Raw genomic sequence first — 18,475 nt, 5'->3', positions numbered from 1 at the left:
TTTTACAGCATAAATTCCCGGTAAGGGACGTTCCAAACCGTCTCATGCGCCAGACGATGCCCTTCATACCCATCTTCGCCGTAAGCCGTTCCGTGGTCGGAGAAAGCCATGCAGAACGCGGGATTATTTCGGGCCCGAACCGCATCGAACAATCGACCCAGCTCGGCATCCACATAACGAAGCGCGGCCCGTTGACTGTCGACCGAATCGCGTTTGGCACCGGGAAGAAACATATGGTTGGGCCCGTGAATGGCGGAGACGTTGATAAACAAAAAGAAACGTTCGTTCGTCGGAATGTCGGCCAGCAATTTCAGCGCATGATCCACCTGGTTTTTCGTGGACTGCGGATTGGTGACGCCGAAGTTCATCCGCCAAAAGCTGCGCTGGAAATAACCGGGCAGCACGCGGGCGAGCGGTACTTTTTTCGTGAAAAAGATAACGCCGCCGATGCAAAGCGTCCGATACCCCTCCGCGGCAAGCCCCGAGACGATATCCGGCGTATCGAACAGCCACGTATGCGGATGCGTCTTCAGTCCGGTGCCCCGGGAATGAAACAAGCGAACATGCGACGACTTATCGGTATTGGCCGGCGTCGGCAAAAAGCCGCCGAAAAAAGCATGATGCGCCGCATAGGTAAAGCTGCCCGGCGAATGTCGTTTTTCCCAAGGACCGCTGCCGCATAGGTTCGGGCAGTTGTCTTGCTCAAGCAGTGCTGCGTCAAAGCGCAACGTGTCCAGCGTAATCATTAAAATATCGTGCGTCCCGACGACTTTGTTCATGTCGACCGAACTTTTTTCAAGGGTCATGCTTGCGTTCCTCCTTGCAGGCTTCCCGTCGTATCCGCGCCGACTTCCATCCATCGTTTCATTTCCCAATCGTAAGGATCGAGTCCTTCATGACGCACCCGCCGAAGCAGATCGCCGAACGGATTGACGTCCGCTATATAAGGCTGTCCGGTTTGTCGATCCGTCAGCACGTCGATCCCGGCCGAAGAAGAGGCGGGGAAGGCACGCATGACGGCCAATGCTTCGTTTTTTGCTGCCGTTAGCGCTTCGTGCGACAAACCCGACTCAGCCGGAGATACTCGTTGACTGCGCAGATGAAGATTCGTAATCGGACTCTCGCCGACCCGAACGACGGCATGCCCGGCTTCGCCAAAAGCGACAAGCTGCCGAAGGTCGAGCGGACGTCCGTTCAGAGAAGCTTTGGGAATCCAACGTTCGGCGTGAACGCCATGTCCGCACAAGTAGCCGATCAGCGTACGGATCTGCTCGGAGTCGGTCAGCGACCGGACTTTTTTTGAATTGTAAAAGATGCCGGGGCGCTGAACGTAGACTTCGGCTCCCATCGTAGTGGTTGCGATCTCGGCGCCGGTTCGGGGATTGATCTGGTAAGCGATGATCCCGGAAGCTCCCGAACCGAAAGCCAGCTTCAGAAATACCCGGTGCATCCGCTTGTTGAACATGGCTTCGCGCACTGCTTCGTATCCGGTTAGCGTCTCGGGTTCTGCCAGCAAGGCAGGGACCTTAACGCCTGCCGCGCTCAGGCGACGATGGCAAGCCCGCTTGTCGAACATCGTCGCAATATCGGCCGGGTCATGCCAGAATCGAACCTGCGGCCATGCCTCCGCGGCTTCCGTGCGAATCCGATCTAACAACCGGCAGAAGCCGCGAAACCATTGGGAAGGGTGCATCAATCGTACAGGCTGTTCTCCCAACGACAAAGCCGCCTGTTCGGAAAGTCGATACGGATCGCGTCGTTCCCGAAGAGGCAGCAGCGCATCGCCGTCATCGCGTTGGGGCGATCCAAGCGCGATCAACGCCCGTTCGACGCCGAAATGTTCGCCGGGCGCATCGAGTCGGATAAACGGCGCGATCCCTGTCGGCAATCCGGCTCGTTCGGCAGCTTCGTGCAAAGGAATACCTGCAAGCAGCTGCTCATAGGGAACGATAATCGGCTCCGGCAGACCCAACGACAATCTTGACCGCCGCAGGCCTTCCGTGCGTTCTCCGTCGGCATGGGCAATCAAGAGCAGCGGGGTATGCCGGGCGTCGGGAAATCGGGAAAAAGGACTTTCGACGTGCTGCACGATCATTCCGTCAAAGCGGGATAACGATATTCCTCGCCGTCGTACTTTTCCGTTTCCTGACGATCGCTTACGTCTGCGTTGGGCAGCTCTGTCGCAACGCGACGGGTCATGGCTTCGGACATGAAGTGGTAATGAAGATCGAGCTTCGGCAGACGACGAACTTTCTCGCTGGCCAGCAGGGCTTCCGCGCCTTCGTCGCTGAGCGTTCCTTCGGACAGGTCAAGCGTCTCCAAGTTGTCTAAAATATCGGATTGAGCGATAGCGGCGGCAATTTCGTCCTGAATTTCGCTATCTTTCAGTCCGAGGTAAACGAGATTCGGGAAAAGTCCCGGCTTGGCTACGGACATGACGTCTTCGATGTCTCCGTCGAATCCGTAATTGTCTATGCCTATGTACAGTTCAAGTTTTTTCAGTGCCGGGAGTTCGGCTGAGGCGATTGAAGCAAGCACGCTTTTGCCGAGGCCTCCGCAGATGATGGTTAGTTCTTCAAGTTTGGCATGTTTGACTTCGCCCAGAGCCAGATCGGTGCTTCCCTTGATCGTGAGCGAACGGAGTTCCGGGAAAGCCGCGAATAAGGGATTCAGATCCGATTGCATGATCCACGAGACTTCGCATTCTTCGGAATCCATATCGCCGATAAACAGGCTGCGCAGCGCAGGGAAGCGATCCTTGAGTCGCACCAGTTCGGCTGCGATCGACTCCGAAGAATCTTCGTAAGCGCCGCCCCAACTGCCGATAATCAGACTCGACAACTGTTCGGCTTCCGGCTTTTCTGCCAATTCTTCGATCAAAGTTTCCATTTTCTGCCCGTTTTCATACTCTTCGTAACCGATCTCAAGTTTGATTTCCGTCATGTCAATCCCTCCTGAAAATGATGAAATGGTGAATCGGAATCCTAAAAACAACCTAACATCGTCAAAGCGGGGAGTCAAGCAGAAAAAGAGAACTTACGTTCCTATTTCGTTCATGGTAAAAAAGTTTGAAAAAAACACAGATCGTTTCGTGTCGAAAGGCACGATTCCGAGCCGGTTTTCTAGTACCTTAGGTACAAGAAAACCGGCTCGGAATCGTGCGAGACAAGAGTTTGATTTGTTCTTTTTTTAACCGACGAATAGCGTGGTTGCGACTACGGCAGCGATCGGAAGCATAATGACGGCGGTCATGAGCAACCAGGCCGTCGGACGCGCAAAGTTGAAGGTCCAGCCGAATCCCGTGCGTTTTTCCGCAAAAAGTCCGGGATCTTGCGGATTGAAGTAGAACATGCCGCCCCTCCAGAATCGGTCCTCGCCGTGACGGCGGTTGATCCCTTCGTCTTCCAAGCCGCGGCGTCTGATATAGATCATGAAGCCGACGATCGGAATCGTAAGAAGCAGAAGAAAAGCAATAGCCAAACCGATCGGCAGAGTCCCTCGAAAATCGTACGTGCTTCGAATTTGAAGCCAGCTGAACATGATCATCGCGATGAGCGAGATTAAAAACAGCATCCAGGAGTTGGAGGCGCGCAGTTGAATTTGTCTGCGAAGCGACCCTTGCGGATCCGACGGGTCAAGAGACTGACGCATGCGGCGAAGCGAAAAATGAATGCCTGCGAACAGCGCGGTCAACAGCGACTGCAAGATCGTGAGCGTGTAGACGCTTCCGATCGACTTTTCCGCATAGCGGTCAGGCAATCCGGCGGCATCGAAATGGACGGGAAGCGGATTGGGGATACGGTCCCAATTCAAAGCAACGAGGGCGACGGTGATCAGAATAACGAGGATGTGCAGCAGATACGCCCAGGCAGAAACGCCGGTCGCGGCGGATTCGCGGTCACTGCCGATATAAGCGGTTCGTTTCGAAGACTGGGGGACTTTCCAGCCGCGTTCGGCTTTGAGCGCAAGCGCTTGGCGTCGTGAAAAGTTCCAGGTGACAAAAAAGCCCAGAGCTTGCGGAATGAGCAGCAGCGCTAGCGTCCAGCCTTCCGAGCCTTTGCTTAAAAAGTAGGCGAGGATCGAGAGGATTCCGCCAAGCAGCGCACTTCCCGCGCCCAGCAGCAAAAAGGATCGACGGATGCGCGCGACTTGCGGAATGCGCCGTTCCTCTTTGGGGACGTAAACGCCCAACAAAGTAGCGGTCATCAAAGCAGGAATGCCCATTAACGCAAACAACCATAGCAAGTCGATAAAAGCGATAAGAAAAGCGAAAGAGTTAACGGAATTCATGTGGAAGTCCCTCCTTGGGATGACGGATTTTGAACTTGGCCGTACAACGCAGTCATCAGTGTTTGCAACTCGTTCTCCTTCATGCCGCGAGCGACGGCTTCAGCGATCAGCGGGCGCAAATCGCGCCCGAGCCGTTCTCGAAATGCGGAATCGGCCGTCGGCAAGGCGCCCGGTTGAACGATAACGCCCTGCTTGCGATGGATTTCGAGAAATCCTTCCTGCTTGAGTGCTTGGTAGGCTTTGTTCACGGTGTGCAGATTGATGCCCAGATCGGCAGCGAGCGTACGAACCGAAGGCAGCGGCTGGCCGGACGATAATGTTCCGGAAGCAATGCCTTCGATGAGCTGATCAGCCAATTGCTTATAAATGGGAACTTCAGATTGCAGATCAAGTTCGATGAACATAATGGCCCTCCTTTATCTACTTGTTATATTTATAGTATAACAGATAGAACGTTCGGTCAATACTATTCCTGCCGAAGAAAAATGAGCGAACTCGTGGTATGCTAGACAAGAGCGGCCAAAACCTGCATGAAGGTCTGAATGCATGGAAGATCGCAGGATGGCCAAAAGTTTTGAAGCAGGAGACGGAAGGATGAACGAATATGGGCGAATATCGGACGGAAGATGAGGAGCGGCTGCAACTTCTGCAACAATCCGGGGCCGTGAAAGCGGAAGACGCCGAGTGGATTGCGGATATGCTGCATCGTTTTCGGGAGACCGAAGCGCAGAACAAAAGATTGCGCGAAGCGCTGCTGAAGGCCAACGGTCGCAAGCCGACGATGTCGACCAAGCTGCGCGACGCCTTATATGAATAATCGCAATAAGTAAAATCGAACACAGACGGAGGAAAACGATTTATGACCATTACATGCGATGTTGCGGTGCTTGGCGGAGGTACGGGCGGCTATGTAGCTGCGATCAAGGCGGCACAGCTCGGCAAGGAAGTCATCATTATCGAAAAGGAAAAATTGGGCGGTACTTGTCTGCATAAAGGCTGTATCCCGACCAAGTCGCTGCTGCGAAGCGCCGAGGTCTATTCGCTGCTTCAAAACGCGGAAGAATACGGCGTGGAAACCGCGGGCAGCCGCCTGGTGTTCCCGAAGGTACAGGAGCGTAAGCGCGGAATCGTAGACAAACTGTACCAAGGCGTTCAATATTTGATGCGTAAAAATAAAATCCGCGTCATTGAAGGCAGCGGACGCGTCATCGGGCCTTCGATCTTTTCGCCGCGCAGCGGAGCCGTCGCCGTCGAACTGCCGGACGGGGAGATGGAAACGATCGTCCCCGCGAACCTGATTATTGCGACAGGCTCGCGCCCGCGCGTGCTGCCGGGTCTGGAGCCGGACGGTCAATACATACTCAGCAGCGACGAAGCGTTGGAGTTGGAAAGTCTTCCGGAATCGTTGCTGATCGTCGGCGGCGGCGTGATCGGGATCGAATGGGCATCCATGCTGTGCGACTTCGGCGTTCAAGTCACGGTGGTCGAATTGGCCGGGCAAATCTTGCCGGGCGAAGACGAAGAGACGGCGCGCGAGCTGGCCAAGTCTCTCGAACGCCGCGGCGTGAAGATCCGGACGGGTGTTCAGCTTCAGGCGGATACGTATTCGGCCGGCAAAAACGGAATAGCGATCAAAGCGCTGCATCAAGGCGAGGAGCAGTTGTTCGAGGCCGAGCAGATGCTCGTCTCGATCGGTCGCACCGCCAATGTCGAAGGCATCGGCCTGGAAAATACGGATATTCGCGTCGTGAACGGAAATATTGCGGTCAACGCCAATTTCCAAACCGGGGAATCCCACATTTACGCGATCGGCGATTGCATCGGCGGCTTGCAGCTTGCGCATGCGGCGAGTCATGAAGGCATTGCGGCGGCTATGCATCTGGCAGGCGAAAAAACGCACGCGTATGATCCGGCCTTTATCCCGCGCTGCGTTTATTCGCAGCCGGAAGTTGCGAGTGTAGGCTTGAGCGAAAGCCGCGCACGCGAACTGGGACGCAGCGTTAAATCGGCAAAAGTTCCTTTTTCCGCAATCGGTAAAGCGCTTGTCGAAGGACATGCGGAAGGCTTTGCCAAAGTAGTTGCGGATACGGAGACAGGCGACCTCGTCGGCGTACAGATTGTCGGGCCTCATGCGACCGAACTGATTGCCGAGGCTTCTTTGGCCGCCGTGCTCGACGCGACGCCATGGGAAGTGGGCAGCGCCGTGCATGCGCACCCGACCCTTTCGGAAGCGCTGGGCGAAGCGATGCTGGCGATCGACGGGAATGCGATTAACGTCTAGTTGAAATTAGATGTGTTGCCGTAGCAAGCGAAATAGACCTGTTCTTCCTACTGGAGAGCAGGTCTATTTGCGTCGGTGAGCATAAAAGAGGACAATAAAACCGAGAAAAGCGTCTCGTCGCATGGACTCGATCCGCTTTACCGTTCCGGATTTTTGCGCGATGTACGACATCGCATTAAAGCGGCGCTTTTCTTTTCGGTCGAAAAAGGATTATAATAGGTTCGGGTTAAGAATTAGTACCAGGTTTTAAGACGTTGTGTTAGAAGCAGTTAACGACTTATACCCCGTAAAAGGAAACCGAACATCAATCATTCGTTTTACGACAATTAAGGAGGTTCCCGCAATGAGCCAAAAAGGAACAGCTATACCGCAGACTCTGCACGAGGCGGCCGGTCTGGATGACCGCCGCGCCGTCGACATGTACAAATATATGCTGCTCGCGCGCAAATTCGACGAGCGCTGCCACCTGCTTCAACGAGCGGGCAAAATCAATTTTCACGTATCCGGCATCGGACAAGAAACGGCACAGGTAGCCGCTGCATTCGCCCTTGATACGCAGAAAGACTATTTCCTGCCTTACTATCGCGATTACGGCTTTATGCTGGCAGTCGGCATGACGCCGCGCGAGCTGATGCTTTCGGCCTTCGCCAAAGCGGAAGATCCGAACAGCGCCGGTCGCCAAATGCCGGGACATTTCGGCAGCAAGCGTCTGCGCGTATTGACAGGCTCCAGCCCGGTAACGACGCAGGTTCCGCATGCGGTAGGCGCGGCTCTGGCTTCGAAAATGCGCGGCGAAGGCGCGGTATCGTTCGTCACTTTCGGCGAAGGCTCCAGCAACCAGGGAGATTTCCATGAAGGCGCAAACTTTGCGGGCGTGCAGAAATTGCCGGTGATCATGATGTGCGAAAACAACCAGTATGCGATCTCCGTGCCGATTGCCAAGCAGCTCGCGGGTAAAGTGAGCGACCGCGCGCTGGGCTACGGATTCCCGGGATTTCAAGTGGACGGCAACGACGCGCTGGAAATGTTCCGCGTCGTGCGAGAAGCTCGGGAGCGCGGCGTTCGCGGCGAAGGACCGACATTGATCGAAGCGATGATGTACCGTTTGTCTCCGCACTCCACATCGGATAACGATCTGGCCTACCGGACAAAAGAAGAAGTCGATGCCAATTGGAAAAAAGACGGCATTCCGCGCTATAAGCAATACCTGATCGACGCGGGTCTTTGGAGCGAGGAGCAAGAAGAAACCTATCTCAAAGAAGTGGCTCAGGAACTGAAAGAAGCGACGGAATATGCGGACAAAGCTCCGTATCCGCGTGCGGAAGACACGCTGCTGCATGTGTATGCGGGCGATGCGGACGGACAGGGAGGGAACAACTGATATGCCGATGATGGAGTATATTGATGCCATTCGTTTGGCGATGAAGGAAGAAATGGAAAAAGATTCTTCCGTGTTCGTGCTCGGCGAAGACGTGGGCGTTAAAGGCGGCGTGTTCACGACGACCAAAGGCTTGCAGGATCAATTCGGCGAGGATCGGGTGATCGACACGCCTCTGGCCGAATCCGCGATTGCGGGCGTCGCGATCGGTGCGGCCATGGTCGGCATGAAACCGATCGCGGAAATGCAATATTCGGATTTCATGCTTCCGGCGACCAACCAAATCATCAGCGAAGCAGCCAAAATCCGTTATCGCTCCAATAATGACTGGGATTGCCCGATCGTCGTGCGCGCGCCGATCGGCGGCGGCATCTTCGGCGGCCTGTATCACTCGCAGTGCCCGGAATCGATCTTCTTCGGTACGCCGGGACTCAAAATCATTGCGCCTTACTCGGCGTATGATGCGAAAGGTCTGCTCAAAGCTGCCATTCGAGATCCTGATCCGGTTCTCTTTTTCGAAAATAAAAAATGCTATAAACTGATCAAAGAAGACGTGCCGGAAGACGATTATATCGTTCCGATCGGCAAAGCGAACCTGCTGCGCGAAGGCGACGACATCACGGTCATCAGCTACAGTTTGCCGCTGCATTTTGCCATGCAAGCAGCCGAAGAGTTGGAACAGGAAGGCATCACCAGCCATATCCTCGACCTGCGCACGATTCAACCGCTCGATCGCGAAGCGATTATCGAAGCGGTTCGTCGTACGGGCAAAGTATTGATCGTGCACGAAGACAATAAAACAGGCGGCGTAGGGGCGGAAGTAGCTGCGATCATCGCCGAGGAATGTCTGTATGACCTGGATGCGCCGATTCGTCGCCTTTGCGGCCCGGATGCTCCGGCTATGCCGATCAATCCGCCGCAAGAAAAGTTCTTCATGCTTAGCAAGGACAAACTGCTGGACGCGATGCGCGAACTGGCTTTTTATTAAGTCCTTGACCAAAGAGGAGTGAATGTAATGAGTACAACGAATTCCACGCAAAAAGAGATTACGATGCCGCAACTCGCCGAATCGCTCGTGTCGGCGACGATCGCCAAGTGGTTGAAACGCCCGGGCGACACGGTCGATATGTATGAACCGATTTGCGAAGTCATTACCGATAAAGTCAATGCTGAAATCCCGTCTACGGAAGAAGGCGTGATGGGCGAACTGCTGGCCTCCGAAGGTCAGGAGATCGCCGTAGGCGAGATCATCTGCCGAATCGTGACGGAAAACGGATCGACGGGCTCGGCGTCTGCGCCATCCACGGCACAAGCGGTAACCGAATCTGCGCCTGCCGTAATTTCTAACGCGCAAACATCTGCTTCCCGTCCGGCTACGGCGGGAAGCGCAACAGCTTCCTCCCATTCCGAAGGCGGAATGAGAGCGCGCTATTCGCCGGCAGTCCAAGTCCTGGCAGCGCAGCATAACGTTGATCCGGCCGTTATCCCGGGCAGCGGCATGGGAGGACGCGTGACGCGCAAAGACGTGCTTCAATACGTAGAGCGCAGAGGGGCGTCACAGGCATCGGCGCCGACTGCTCCAACGACCCAGCAGCCGACTGTGATTTCGTCGGGCGCGCCGCAGCCTCCGATTTTTGCAGCGCCTTCGTCGCCGCAAAACGAGGTTCGTCACTCCGGTCTGCACTTGAGCGAAAATCCGCCCCTGCCGAAGATCGAGATTGAAGACGGCGGACGCGGCAGCAACGAGACTTATATCGATATTACGCCGATTCGCAACACGATCGCGACGCGGATGCGCCAGAGCGTAGCCGAGATTCCGCACGGCTGGATGATGATCGAAGTCGATATGACCAATCTGGTCAAGCTGCGCAATACGCACAAAGACGAATTCAAGCGCAAAGAAGGCGTCAACCTGACTTATCCGGCGTTTGTGATCAAGGCGGTCGTCAACGCGATTAAAGACTACCCAATTATGAACTCCGTCTGGGCGGTCGACAAAATCATCGTGAAGCGCGATATCAACATCTCGCTGGCTGTCGGCACGGAAGATTCCGTTTTGACGCCGGTTATCAAAAAAGCGGATCAGAAAAATATCGCCGGCCTGGCGATGGAGATCGACGATCTGGCCCGTCGCACGCGCGAGCGCACGTTGAAACTGGACGACATGCAGGGCGGCACGTTCACCGTGAACAATACCGGCTCGTTCGGCTCGATCCTGTCCCAGCCGATCATCAACTATCCGCAAGCCGCGCAGCTCACGTTCGAATCGATCGTCAAACGCCCGGTCGTCATCAACGACATGGTCGGCGTCCGTTCGATGGCAAACTTCTGCCTGTCTTTGGATCACCGGATTTTGGACGGCCTGATCTGCGGCCGCTTCTTGCAGCGGGTCAAAGAAAACCTGGAAGGCTATTCGGCGGAGACGAAACTCTATTGATAGGGGAGGGAAGTCCTGTTCGTAGGGGCGCTTGAAGCCGGCTGCGGGAGAAATTCGTTCAGGACGCTGTCTCACTCGGAAAAGTCGATTGAAATTTTATTGGAATCTTTCCGAGTTCAAAGGCGTCCTTCACTGAATTTCTCCCTCCGCCTATTCGCTTGCTTCAAATGGACTTTCTTTAAGGGAAGAACAGAGCCCGGACATAACCGTCCGGGCTCTGTTTGGTTTTACAAGACACATGAAAAGATCAAAGGCATGCTAAAAAGGAGCTGTGACTTGTATCGTCACAGGCTCCTTTTTTAACAATATCAATAGTGCTATCAATCATTTTTATACGAATACTTGAAGCAGTCCGAGGAATACCGAACCGACCATTGCTACGATCATTAACCAAATGAAAATCTTGAACCATTTTTTGTTCTGCATGAAGCCTTCTAACCTCTTTTCGTGAATAATTAAGTAATTTCATCATAACTAAAATTTGAATAAAAAAGCGTAGCGCAGAATATGTTTTGAAGATACGTCTTCAAAGGCTTTTGCTTTTCCCCTGTCTCCTACCAAATGCGTGCGTAGTAGGCGGAGGGAGGTGTCTGTGTAGGAACGAAGTGCTCGCCTTTGAAAACGGGAAATATACAAATAAAATACAATCGAAATTTCCTGTTTTCAACACGCGACCGAAACAGACACCTCCCGCAGCCGCCCCCCACAAACGCATTCACGACCCCACCCTTTTGGTTTTTTCCATCATTTTGAGTAAGATAGAGAGACAAACGGTTTTGCCGTCTTTCTCGGAGGAAGGCGCGTATTCCGTCATACCATCTATTTTAACGTATCAGGAAAGCGGAGGGAAGTTTTATGATCGATACACAACGATTGGTGCATGAATTCCTGGAATTGGTGCAGATCGACAGCGAAACGAAAAATGAGCGGTTAATCGCCGACGTGCTCACAAGCAAATTCAAGCTGCACGGATTGGAGGTTGTCGAAGACGACTCGGCATCGCGTTCCGGTCACGGAGCGGGCAATCTGATCGCGCTGCTTCCGGCAACCGAAGGTGTAGACGCGCCGAAGCTGTTCTTTACCTGCCATATGGATACGGTCGTGCCGGGCCTTGGAATCAAGCCGATCGTGCATGAAGACGGCTGGATCACGAGCTCTGGCGATACGATTCTGGGTGCTGACGATAAAGCAGGCGTTGCCGCACTATTTGAGCTGATTCGCGTACTGCGCGAGCAGAAGATTCCGCACGGTCAAATTCAATTCGTGATTACGGCAGGCGAAGAGTCCGGTCTGATGGGCGCGCGTTTCATGGACGCTTCGTTGCTGGACGCGGATCTCGGATTCGCGGTCGACTCCAACGGCCAAATCGGCGAGATCGCGATATCCGCGCCGGCCCAAGCCAGAATCACGATGGAAGTTCACGGGAAGTCCGCGCATGCGGGCGTGAACCCGGAAGACGGAATCAGTGCGATTCAAGTTGCCGGCAAGGCGATTTCGCGGATGAAGCTGGGGCGGATCGACAAGGATACGACAGCCAATATCGGCAGTTTCTCGGGCGGCGGCGCAACCAATGTCGTGACCGACTTCGCGAAACTTTACGCCGAAGCGCGCAGTACCGTGCAGGAGAAAGTCGAGGCGCAGATTTCTTCGATGAAGGAAGCTTTGGAATCCGCATGCGCCGAATTCGGAGCAAAATCCGTGTTCGAAAGCGTGATCGTATATCCTTCGTTCAATCATACGGATGACTCCGAAGTCGTTCAGTTGGCGAAAAAGGCAGCGGCGAAGCTGGAGCTCAGCGGGCGCACGTTCCAATCCGGCGGCGGCAGCGATGCCAATGTGTTTAACGGATTCGGCGTGCCGACAGTCAATTTGTCAGTCGGATACGAAAATATTCATACGACGGATGAAAAAATCAAGGTCGAAGACCTAAGCAAACTGGCTGATTTTATCGTCGAGATTGTGCGTCAAGCGGTACGGAATTAAATCCAGCAAGAGAGGCGGAAACGTTCATGGAAGCAGGTAAAGAAAAACTGTGGGAAAAAACACTGGATAGTAAGCCGATCTTTGACGGAAGAATCATCAAGGTTCAGATTGATACGGTCGAATTGTCCGACGGAACAACGGCCAGCCGCGAAATCGTCAAGCATCCGGGTGCGGTAGCGGTGCTGCCGATCCGCGAAGGCAAGCTGCTTGTCGTCGAGCAGTTCCGTCAGCCGCTCGGCCGTACGGAGATCGAAATTCCGGCGGGAAAACTGGAGCCGGGCGAAGACCCTCGCGAAGCGGCAGCGCGTGAGTTGGAGGAAGAGACCGGCTATAAAGCCCCGGAGCTGATCCATCTGTCTTCTTTTTATACGTCACCGGGATTCGCGGACGAAATTATCCATTTCTACGTGGCGGAGGAGCTGACGGCCGGAACGCTTCAGCCGGATGAAGACGAGTTTTTGGAACTGACCGAAATCACGCTGGACGAGGCCTTTGAGCATATGCGCGCGGGACGGATCAGCGACGCGAAGACGATTATGGCCGTATACGCTTGGCAAATCCGCGAGTTGACGGGCAAATGGCCGCTGTGAACGTGCCGTAAACGTTTGACTTTAAAGCCCTGTAACTTCTATAATAGGGAACGTGAGTTTGACTGGAGAACGGCCGGCAAGAACGGGCATGCTCCGAGGGGGAGGAGAAGCTATGGAAGCGCGGATCGATAAAATTAAACAACAGCTGCAGTCCAAGGGATACAAATTGACGCCCCAGCGGGAAGCCACCGTTCGCGTTTTGCTGGAAAACGAAGAAGACCATCTGAGCGCGGAAGACGTGTTCATGCTGGTCAAGGAGAAGGCGCCGGAGATCGGCCTGGCAACCGTGTACCGCACGCTGGAACTGCTCAGCGAAATGCACGTGGTAGAGAAGCTCAACTTCGGGGACGGCGTTTCGCGTTATGATCTGCGGGGCGAATCGAACAAGCACCATCACCACCATCTAATCTGCGTGCAGTGCGGGACGATGGACGAGATTCGCGAAGACTGGCTGTTGCCGCTGGAAGAACGACTGGAGAAAGAATACCGGTTTACCGTTTTGGATCACCGACTCGACTTTCAGGGGATCTGCCATCGTTGCAGAGCGAAAGAAGAAGATAACGCGTAAGCGGCGGCGGGGTCCGAGCGGATTTCGTTCGATGTAAGGCGATTAAGCATGTTAAAGTCGGCTCCGACGGATCATTACGATCCATCGGAGCTTTTTTGATGGTGAAAATTTTAAAAACGCGGAAATATTCCCTATATTCGCTGTCGCTTAAATACGGAAATTCATCTTTTAAGAAGGAAATTACTTTTCTCCGTGGAATCTATATGTTCAAAAGGGATTCGGCGGTCCGCCTGAACGGGGAGCAAGCGGCTTTCCTGAGGAGAGTTTGGAGGAGGTCCACTAGTGAATACGCATTTGGACGCGTTTATAACCTATATGTCGGAGGAAAAAGGACGTTCCGCGAGCACGTTGGAATCGTATCGACGCGATCTGGCGCAGTTTATTGCGTTTGCGGAGGGGCGAGGATTGACGGCTGTAGACGAGGTTCGCAAGTCGCATATCGCTGCTTATCTGAATGAGATGAAACGTTCGGGCAAGGCGTCGTCCACGGTCATTCGCGCTTCGGTCTCCATTCGTTCCTTTTTCCACTATCTGATCCGGCAGTCGCTCGTCGTGCAAGATCCATCGATGGATTTGGACACGCCTAAGCCGGAGAAAAAGTTGCCGGTGGTATTGACTGTAGCTGAAGTGGAGCGGTTGTTGGGAGCCCCGGATCTGTCCGGTGCCCAAGGCGTGCGTGACAAAGCGATGCTGGAAGCGTTGTACGCGACAGGTATTCGGGTATCCGAACTCATTTCGTTAAATATGGGAGACATCGATCTGGAGCTTAAGTTTCTGCGTTGCGGCGCTGCCGGCAAGGAACGGATTGTACCGATCGGCCGGATGACGGCAGAAGCTGTGTCGGCATATCTCGGCCCGATGCGCGACCAACTGCTGAAGCGAAGCGGGGAAGAGGCTTTATTTTTGAATCAATTGGGTACGAGATTGACTCGGCAGGGCTTCTGGAAGATTATCAAAAAATACGCTTCTGCTGCGGGAATCGAGACGGATATTACGCCGCATACGCTGCGCCACTCTTTTGCGGCTCATCTGCTTGAAAACGGTGCGGACTTGCGTTCGGTTCAGGAGATGCTCGGTCACTCGGATATTTCGACTACGCAGATCTATACCCATGTGATGAAGCGAAACATGAAGGAAGTTTATGAACTGCATCACCCGCGGGCGTAAAAATCAGCTTTATTCTAGCGATCGAAAATATAGGAACGGAGCGTGAATGAGGATGACTACACCGCAAATGATCACAGGCAGTATCCAGGAGGCGGCGGATTATATCCGTTCGCGAACGAATCTGAAGCCGGAAATTGGTCTGATTCTCGGCTCGGGTCTGGGGATTCTCGCAAACTTGATTGAAAATGCCGTGTCTATTGCTTATGAAGATATTCCGCATTTTCCGACTTCGACTGTAGAAGGACACGAAGGCGAATTATTGCTTGGCACGATTCAAGGGCGTCCGGTGGTGATGATGAAAGGCCGTTTCCATATGTATGAAGGCTACGGCCCGCAAGTCACGGCATTCCCGGTGCGTGTTATGAAAGCGCTCGGAGTAAGCGGATTGTTGGTGACGAATGCGGCCGGCGGCGTCAACACCTCGTTCCATCCGGGCGATCTGATGCTGTTGTCGGATCATCTCAATCTGACGGCTAAAAGTCCGCTGATCGGCCCGAACGACGATACGCTCGGCGTTCGTTTCCCGGACATGTCCGAGGCATACAGTCGCAGACTGCGTGAAGTGGCGAAGACAGCGGCGAGCAAGCAAGACTTTGTTTTTAAAGAAGGCGTATACGCAGGTCTGCTCGGCCCGTCGTACGAGACCCCGTCCGAGATTCGCATGCTGCGTACGTTGGGCGCGGATGCCGTAGGCATGTCGACCGTTTCCGAGACGATTGTCGCGCGTCATGCGGGCATTGAAGTGCTCGGCATTTCTTGCATCACTAATATGGCTGCCGGTATCCTGGATCAACCTTTGTCCCACAGCGAAGTGATGGAAACTGCGGAATTGGTCAAGGAAAAGTTCCTCAATCTTGTGCTGGAAATCATTCCGAATATGTAAGCAGGTTGGCTATCGAACAAAAATACAAAACAACTGCGCTTTAATCCATTCAGTGCCGGATGTAAGGTCTGTTATACTGGGTACAAATCCCGGGGCAGGCCTTATTTGTTTAAACGGAAGAAATTAAAGCCCGGAACACATCGGAGGAATTCATATGTATCTGCACGGAACGAGCAAAATCAATGCCGCAGGGCATTTGGAAATCGGAGGCTGCGACGTTGTCGAATTGAAGCAAACGTACGGCACTCCGCTTTATATCATGGACGAAGAACTGATCCGCCGTCGCGCCCGCGAATATCGCCAAGCGTTCGAAGCGTCCGGTTTGACTTTCCAGGTTGCTTACGCAAGCAAAGCCTTTAGTACGCTAGCAATGTGCCGCATCGCCGACGAAGAAGGATTGTCGCTCGACGTGGTATCCGACGGCGAACTGCATACCGCGCTTCAAGCCGGATTCCCGGCGGATCGGATTCACTTCCACGGCAACAACAAAACGCCGGACGAAATCGAAATGGCGCTGGATGCCAAAATCGGCTGTTTCGTAGCAGACAACTTTACGGAATTGCAGATGCTTCAGGCGATCGCGGCAGGCCGCGGCGTGAAAGTGAGCATTCTTCTTCGCGTAACGCCGGGCGTTGAAGCACATACGCACGAATACATTTCCACGGGTCAAACGGACTCGAAATTCGGGTTCGATATCCAAAACGGCACCGCGATCGAAGCGGTGAAAACAGCTGCATCGCTGCCTAACCTGGAGCTGCTCGGTCTGCACTCCCATATCGGTTCGCAAATCTTCGAGACGGACGGTTTCGAGATGGCGGTCGAGCGCGTAGCCGGTTTTGCGCGCGGCGTTAAGGAACAATTGGGCGTTGAATTCAAAGTCGTGAACCTGGGCGGCGGATTCGGCATCCGTTATACGGAAGGCGACACGCCGCTGGAAGTGGCAGCTTATGTTAAAGCGATTACGGATGCAGTGAAGAAATACTTCGAAGGAATCAGCGCGCAGCTGCCGCAAATCTGGGTAGAGCCGGGCCGCAGCATCGTAGGCGATGCAGGCACGACGCTGTACACGGTAGGCACCAGCAAAGACATCCCGGGCGTACGCAAATACGTGGCGGTAGACGGCGGCATGACTGACAACCCGCGTCCGGCCCTGTATGAATCCAAATACGAAGCGCTGCTGGCCAACCGTGCCGGAGATGCGAACGAAGAAACGGTCTCCATTGCCGGCAAATGCTGCGAAAGTGGCGATATGCTGATCTGGAACGTGGAACTACCGACGCCGAACACCGGCGATCTGCTGGCTGTAGCTTGCACGGGCGCTTACAACTATGCGATGGCGAGCAACTACAACCGGATCCGCCGTCCGGCTGTCGTATTCGTTAAAGACGGTTCCAGCGACCTGGTCGTGCGTCGCGAGAGTCTGGACAACATCACGGGCAACGACGTGATTCCGGCTCGCTTGGAGAAACAAGGCGTAGAAGCGAAGTAAGTGAGCTGCGGCTAACGAACAGAAACGAGCAGAAGTCGATATAGACGAATACCGAACAGATCGGAAAAGGCGGCGAAAGCCGTCTTTTTTGATCTGTTTTTGTAAAGCATGGCGTATGAAAGCAATTTGAGGCTTGCGGAAAAGTTCGATTATCGCGAACGTTATTTCTCTATTGGAATTATCTGCATATGTACAGTTATTTTTCTGGATAGCTTGTTTATGGAGAAAATAAATGGAGATACGCAGGTATTTGTATGCGGCAGCTTGCTTAGCCCGGATACGTAAGTCGTCTCGTTGCGCACTCGTCTTTCGAGCAAAGCAGGTTGCGTCGAATCCTTCGTTTCTTTTCTGTACACTTTGCTTTGTTTGCCGGTTTCGGGTAAACTGGTTAAGGTCGCCGAAGCGTTCGGTTTGAAAAGCTTTCGGCCAAATCGCGCAACATACGAACTTTAAGGAGATGAATTTGATGAAAAAAGGATATATCGAGCTTGAAAACGGCGGTAACGTCGAAATCGAATTTTACCCGGAAGAAGCACCGAACACGGTAGCAAACTTCGAGAAACTGGCAAACTCCGGTTTCTATAACGGCCTGTCTTTCCACCGCGTAATCCCGGGCTTCGTCGCTCAAGGCGGATGCCCGAACGGCACAGGCACCGGCGGCCCGGGCTGGCAGATCGACTGCGAAACTTCGACCAACACGACGAAGCATGCCAAAGGCGTTCTGTCGATGGCTCACGCGGGTAAAAACACGGGCGGCAGCCAATTCTTCATCTGCTACGGCCCGCAACCTCACCTGGACGGCGTTCACACGGTGTTCGGTAAAGTTATCAGCGGCATGGAACTGATCGACAGCGTCAAACAAGGCGACAAGATGAAAGAAGTTAAGGTTGTAACGGAGTAATTTTTGATTCGATAAAAAGCAGCGTGGGCGGATTATATCTGCCTAACGCTGCTTTTTTGCGTAAATCAAGCATGCAACATCAAAGTTAACCGTTTTCGCGATAGATAGTGTATAGTTAAATTAACTAAGTTTTGCACATCTGATACCACCCGAAAAAGGAGCTTTATCCCATGATGCATCGTATTTTTCAAGTCGGCTACGCCATTTTCTTCGTGATCGCACTCCTGATGTTGCTTGTCCTCCCGTGGCCTAACGGTACCGCCATGTATCCGTTCATGATCCTCGTCATCTGCGCCTGGGGATTTTGGTACTCCGGGAAAAAGCATAAATTCAGATCGGCTCCGCCTGCTCCAACGCCTAGCGTCAAGCGAAATCCGCACAACAAAGGCGGATCGGCAGCACCGAAGTCGAACCAAAACCGCAAGAAGAAGCGTTGAGTCCGGGTTGCGATTAAGGATTTTCGCAAATACGCAAGAGGCTGTCTCCAAAGCTAACGTTAAAGCTTGGA

Annotated in this window: 19 protein-coding genes; 13 read left to right on the top strand and 6 right to left on the bottom strand. The window is 53.6% G+C overall.

The genetic code is table 11. The annotated features are described in order from the left end of the window. Positions 1-2: 2 nt before the first annotated feature. The 5 genes from SACSAC_RS19150 to SACSAC_RS19130 form a co-directional block, all read right to left on the bottom strand. A complete protein-coding gene (locus tag SACSAC_RS19150) occupies positions 3-806 on the bottom strand; it encodes an STM4013/SEN3800 family hydrolase (protein ID WP_037289341.1) in 804 nt (267 codons plus the stop codon). Beyond that, complete coding sequence (locus tag SACSAC_RS19145; RefSeq protein WP_245608666.1) at positions 803-2,089, bottom strand: STM4014 family protein; 1,287 nt, start codon at positions 2,087-2,089, stop codon at positions 803-805. Before SACSAC_RS19145 ends, SACSAC_RS19150 begins: the two co-directional genes overlap by 4 nt. 2 nt (positions 2,090-2,091) lie before the next feature. Further along, positions 2,092-2,943 carry an STM4015 family protein gene (locus SACSAC_RS19140; RefSeq protein WP_037289339.1) on the bottom strand — a complete coding sequence of 284 codons (852 nt, stop codon included), beginning with the start codon at positions 2,941-2,943 and terminating at the stop codon, positions 2,092-2,094. 246 nt (positions 2,944-3,189) lie between these two features. Further along, positions 3,190-4,290: a DUF1648 domain-containing protein gene (locus tag SACSAC_RS19135; RefSeq protein ID WP_037289337.1), complete on the bottom strand. Its 1,101-nt coding sequence runs from the start codon at positions 4,288-4,290 to the stop codon at positions 3,190-3,192. After that, on the bottom strand, positions 4,287-4,694 hold the full coding sequence (locus SACSAC_RS19130; protein WP_037289335.1) for a GntR family transcriptional regulator: 408 nt from the start codon (positions 4,692-4,694) through the stop codon (positions 4,287-4,289). The genes SACSAC_RS19135 and SACSAC_RS19130 overlap by 4 nt, the downstream gene beginning before the upstream one ends. Before the next feature lie 200 nt (positions 4,695-4,894). Here SACSAC_RS19130 and SACSAC_RS19125 point away from each other — a divergent pair, with 200 nt between their 5' ends. The 5 genes from SACSAC_RS19125 to SACSAC_RS19105 all read left to right on the top strand — a co-directional run bounded on the left by SACSAC_RS19125 (position 4,895) and on the right by SACSAC_RS19105 (position 10,386). Then, positions 4,895-5,107, top strand: a complete 213-nt coding sequence (locus SACSAC_RS19125) for a hypothetical protein (protein WP_037289334.1) — start codon at positions 4,895-4,897, stop codon at positions 5,105-5,107. A 42-nt stretch (positions 5,108-5,149) separates the two neighbouring features. After that, a complete protein-coding gene (gene lpdA, locus SACSAC_RS19120) occupies positions 5,150-6,571 on the top strand; it encodes a dihydrolipoyl dehydrogenase (protein WP_037289332.1) in 1,422 nt (473 codons plus the stop codon). Positions 6,572-6,914: 343 nt separating this feature from the next. Next, a complete protein-coding gene (locus SACSAC_RS19115) occupies positions 6,915-7,952 on the top strand; it encodes a thiamine pyrophosphate-dependent dehydrogenase E1 component subunit alpha (RefSeq protein WP_037289329.1) in 1,038 nt (345 codons plus the stop codon). A 1-nt stretch (position 7,953) separates the two neighbouring features. Next, entirely contained in the window at positions 7,954-8,937 is a 984-nt protein-coding gene (locus SACSAC_RS19110) for an alpha-ketoacid dehydrogenase subunit beta (RefSeq protein ID WP_037289327.1), read from the top strand. 27 nt (positions 8,938-8,964) lie between these two features. Next, positions 8,965-10,386: a dihydrolipoamide acetyltransferase family protein gene (locus SACSAC_RS19105; protein ID WP_037289325.1), complete on the top strand. Its 1,422-nt coding sequence runs from the start codon at positions 8,965-8,967 to the stop codon at positions 10,384-10,386. Between the two features lie 330 nt (positions 10,387-10,716). Here the strand turns inward: SACSAC_RS19105 and prli42 are convergent, their stop codons facing one another. Beyond that, positions 10,717-10,812, bottom strand: coding sequence for a stressosome-associated protein Prli42 (gene prli42 / locus SACSAC_RS27770; RefSeq protein WP_084778204.1), 96 nt, complete (start codon positions 10,810-10,812; stop codon positions 10,717-10,719). Positions 10,813-11,241: 429 nt separating this feature from the next. Here prli42 and SACSAC_RS19100 point away from each other — a divergent pair, with 429 nt between their 5' ends. The 8 genes from SACSAC_RS19100 (at position 11,242) to SACSAC_RS19065 (ending at position 18,404) form a co-directional block, all read left to right on the top strand. Further along, positions 11,242-12,369, top strand: a complete 1,128-nt coding sequence (locus SACSAC_RS19100; RefSeq protein WP_037289322.1) for a M20/M25/M40 family metallo-hydrolase — start codon at positions 11,242-11,244, stop codon at positions 12,367-12,369. A 26-nt stretch (positions 12,370-12,395) separates the two neighbouring features. Next, on the top strand, positions 12,396-12,959 hold the full coding sequence (locus SACSAC_RS19095; RefSeq protein WP_037289320.1) for an NUDIX domain-containing protein: 564 nt from the start codon (positions 12,396-12,398) through the stop codon (positions 12,957-12,959). A gap of 112 nt (positions 12,960-13,071) precedes the next feature. Continuing rightward, positions 13,072-13,527 (top strand): ferric iron uptake transcriptional regulator, encoded by a 456-nt coding sequence (fur, locus tag SACSAC_RS19090; protein WP_037289318.1) that lies wholly within the window; start codon positions 13,072-13,074, stop codon positions 13,525-13,527. A 282-nt stretch (positions 13,528-13,809) separates the two neighbouring features. Next, positions 13,810-14,694, top strand: a complete 885-nt coding sequence (gene xerD, locus SACSAC_RS19085) for a site-specific tyrosine recombinase XerD (RefSeq protein ID WP_084778201.1) — start codon at positions 13,810-13,812, stop codon at positions 14,692-14,694. Positions 14,695-14,746: 52 nt separating this feature from the next. Then, entirely contained in the window at positions 14,747-15,577 is an 831-nt protein-coding gene (locus SACSAC_RS19080) for a purine-nucleoside phosphorylase (protein ID WP_037289316.1), read from the top strand. Between the two features lie 154 nt (positions 15,578-15,731). After that, positions 15,732-17,066 carry a diaminopimelate decarboxylase gene (gene lysA / locus SACSAC_RS19075; RefSeq protein ID WP_037289314.1) on the top strand — a complete coding sequence of 445 codons (1,335 nt, stop codon included), beginning with the start codon at positions 15,732-15,734 and terminating at the stop codon, positions 17,064-17,066. A gap of 466 nt (positions 17,067-17,532) precedes the next feature. Beyond that, on the top strand, positions 17,533-17,967 hold the full coding sequence (locus tag SACSAC_RS19070) for a peptidylprolyl isomerase (RefSeq protein WP_037289312.1): 435 nt from the start codon (positions 17,533-17,535) through the stop codon (positions 17,965-17,967). A 170-nt stretch (positions 17,968-18,137) separates the two neighbouring features. Beyond that, the gene (locus tag SACSAC_RS19065) at positions 18,138-18,404 is read left to right on the top strand and encodes a hypothetical protein (protein WP_037289310.1); all 267 of its coding nucleotides are present in this window, start codon (positions 18,138-18,140) and stop codon (positions 18,402-18,404) included. Positions 18,405-18,475: the final 71 nt, after the last annotated feature.

Origin of the sequence: Saccharibacillus sacchari DSM 19268 (assembly GCF_000585395.1) — a bacterium.
Lineage (GTDB): Bacteria > Bacillota > Bacilli > Paenibacillales > Paenibacillaceae > Saccharibacillus > Saccharibacillus sacchari.
Note: the sequence above shows the minus strand (reverse complement) of the source record. Positions and strands in the feature narration are given on the sequence as shown.

What these genes read in the sequence shown, in the direction of transcription:
- SACSAC_RS19150 (WP_037289341.1), bottom strand. Translation starts at nt 806, where the DNA reads ATGACCCTTGAAAAAAGTTCGGTCGACATGAACAAAGTCGTCGGGACG.
- SACSAC_RS19140 (WP_037289339.1), bottom strand. Translation starts at nt 2,943, where the DNA reads ATGACGGAAATCAAACTTGAGATCGGTTACGAAGAGTATGAAAACGGG.
- SACSAC_RS19135 (WP_037289337.1), bottom strand. Translation starts at nt 4,290, where the DNA reads ATGAATTCCGTTAACTCTTTCGCTTTTCTTATCGCTTTTATCGACTTG.
- SACSAC_RS19130 (WP_037289335.1), bottom strand. Translation starts at nt 4,694, where the DNA reads ATGTTCATCGAACTTGATCTGCAATCTGAAGTTCCCATTTATAAGCAA.
- SACSAC_RS19125 (WP_037289334.1), top strand. Translation starts at nt 4,895, where the DNA reads ATGGGCGAATATCGGACGGAAGATGAGGAGCGGCTGCAACTTCTGCAA.
- lpdA (WP_037289332.1), top strand. Translation starts at nt 5,150, where the DNA reads ATGACCATTACATGCGATGTTGCGGTGCTTGGCGGAGGTACGGGCGGC.
- SACSAC_RS19115 (WP_037289329.1), top strand. Translation starts at nt 6,915, where the DNA reads ATGAGCCAAAAAGGAACAGCTATACCGCAGACTCTGCACGAGGCGGCC.
- SACSAC_RS19110 (WP_037289327.1), top strand. Translation starts at nt 7,954, where the DNA reads ATGCCGATGATGGAGTATATTGATGCCATTCGTTTGGCGATGAAGGAA.
- SACSAC_RS19105 (WP_037289325.1), top strand. Translation starts at nt 8,965, where the DNA reads ATGAGTACAACGAATTCCACGCAAAAAGAGATTACGATGCCGCAACTC.
- prli42 (WP_084778204.1), bottom strand. Translation starts at nt 10,812, where the DNA reads ATGCAGAACAAAAAATGGTTCAAGATTTTCATTTGGTTAATGATCGTA.
- SACSAC_RS19100 (WP_037289322.1), top strand. Translation starts at nt 11,242, where the DNA reads ATGATCGATACACAACGATTGGTGCATGAATTCCTGGAATTGGTGCAG.
- SACSAC_RS19095 (WP_037289320.1), top strand. Translation starts at nt 12,396, where the DNA reads ATGGAAGCAGGTAAAGAAAAACTGTGGGAAAAAACACTGGATAGTAAG.
- fur (WP_037289318.1), top strand. Translation starts at nt 13,072, where the DNA reads ATGGAAGCGCGGATCGATAAAATTAAACAACAGCTGCAGTCCAAGGGA.
- SACSAC_RS19080 (WP_037289316.1), top strand. Translation starts at nt 14,747, where the DNA reads ATGACTACACCGCAAATGATCACAGGCAGTATCCAGGAGGCGGCGGAT.
- lysA (WP_037289314.1), top strand. Translation starts at nt 15,732, where the DNA reads ATGTATCTGCACGGAACGAGCAAAATCAATGCCGCAGGGCATTTGGAA.
- SACSAC_RS19070 (WP_037289312.1), top strand. Translation starts at nt 17,533, where the DNA reads ATGAAAAAAGGATATATCGAGCTTGAAAACGGCGGTAACGTCGAAATC.
- SACSAC_RS19065 (WP_037289310.1), top strand. Translation starts at nt 18,138, where the DNA reads ATGATGCATCGTATTTTTCAAGTCGGCTACGCCATTTTCTTCGTGATC.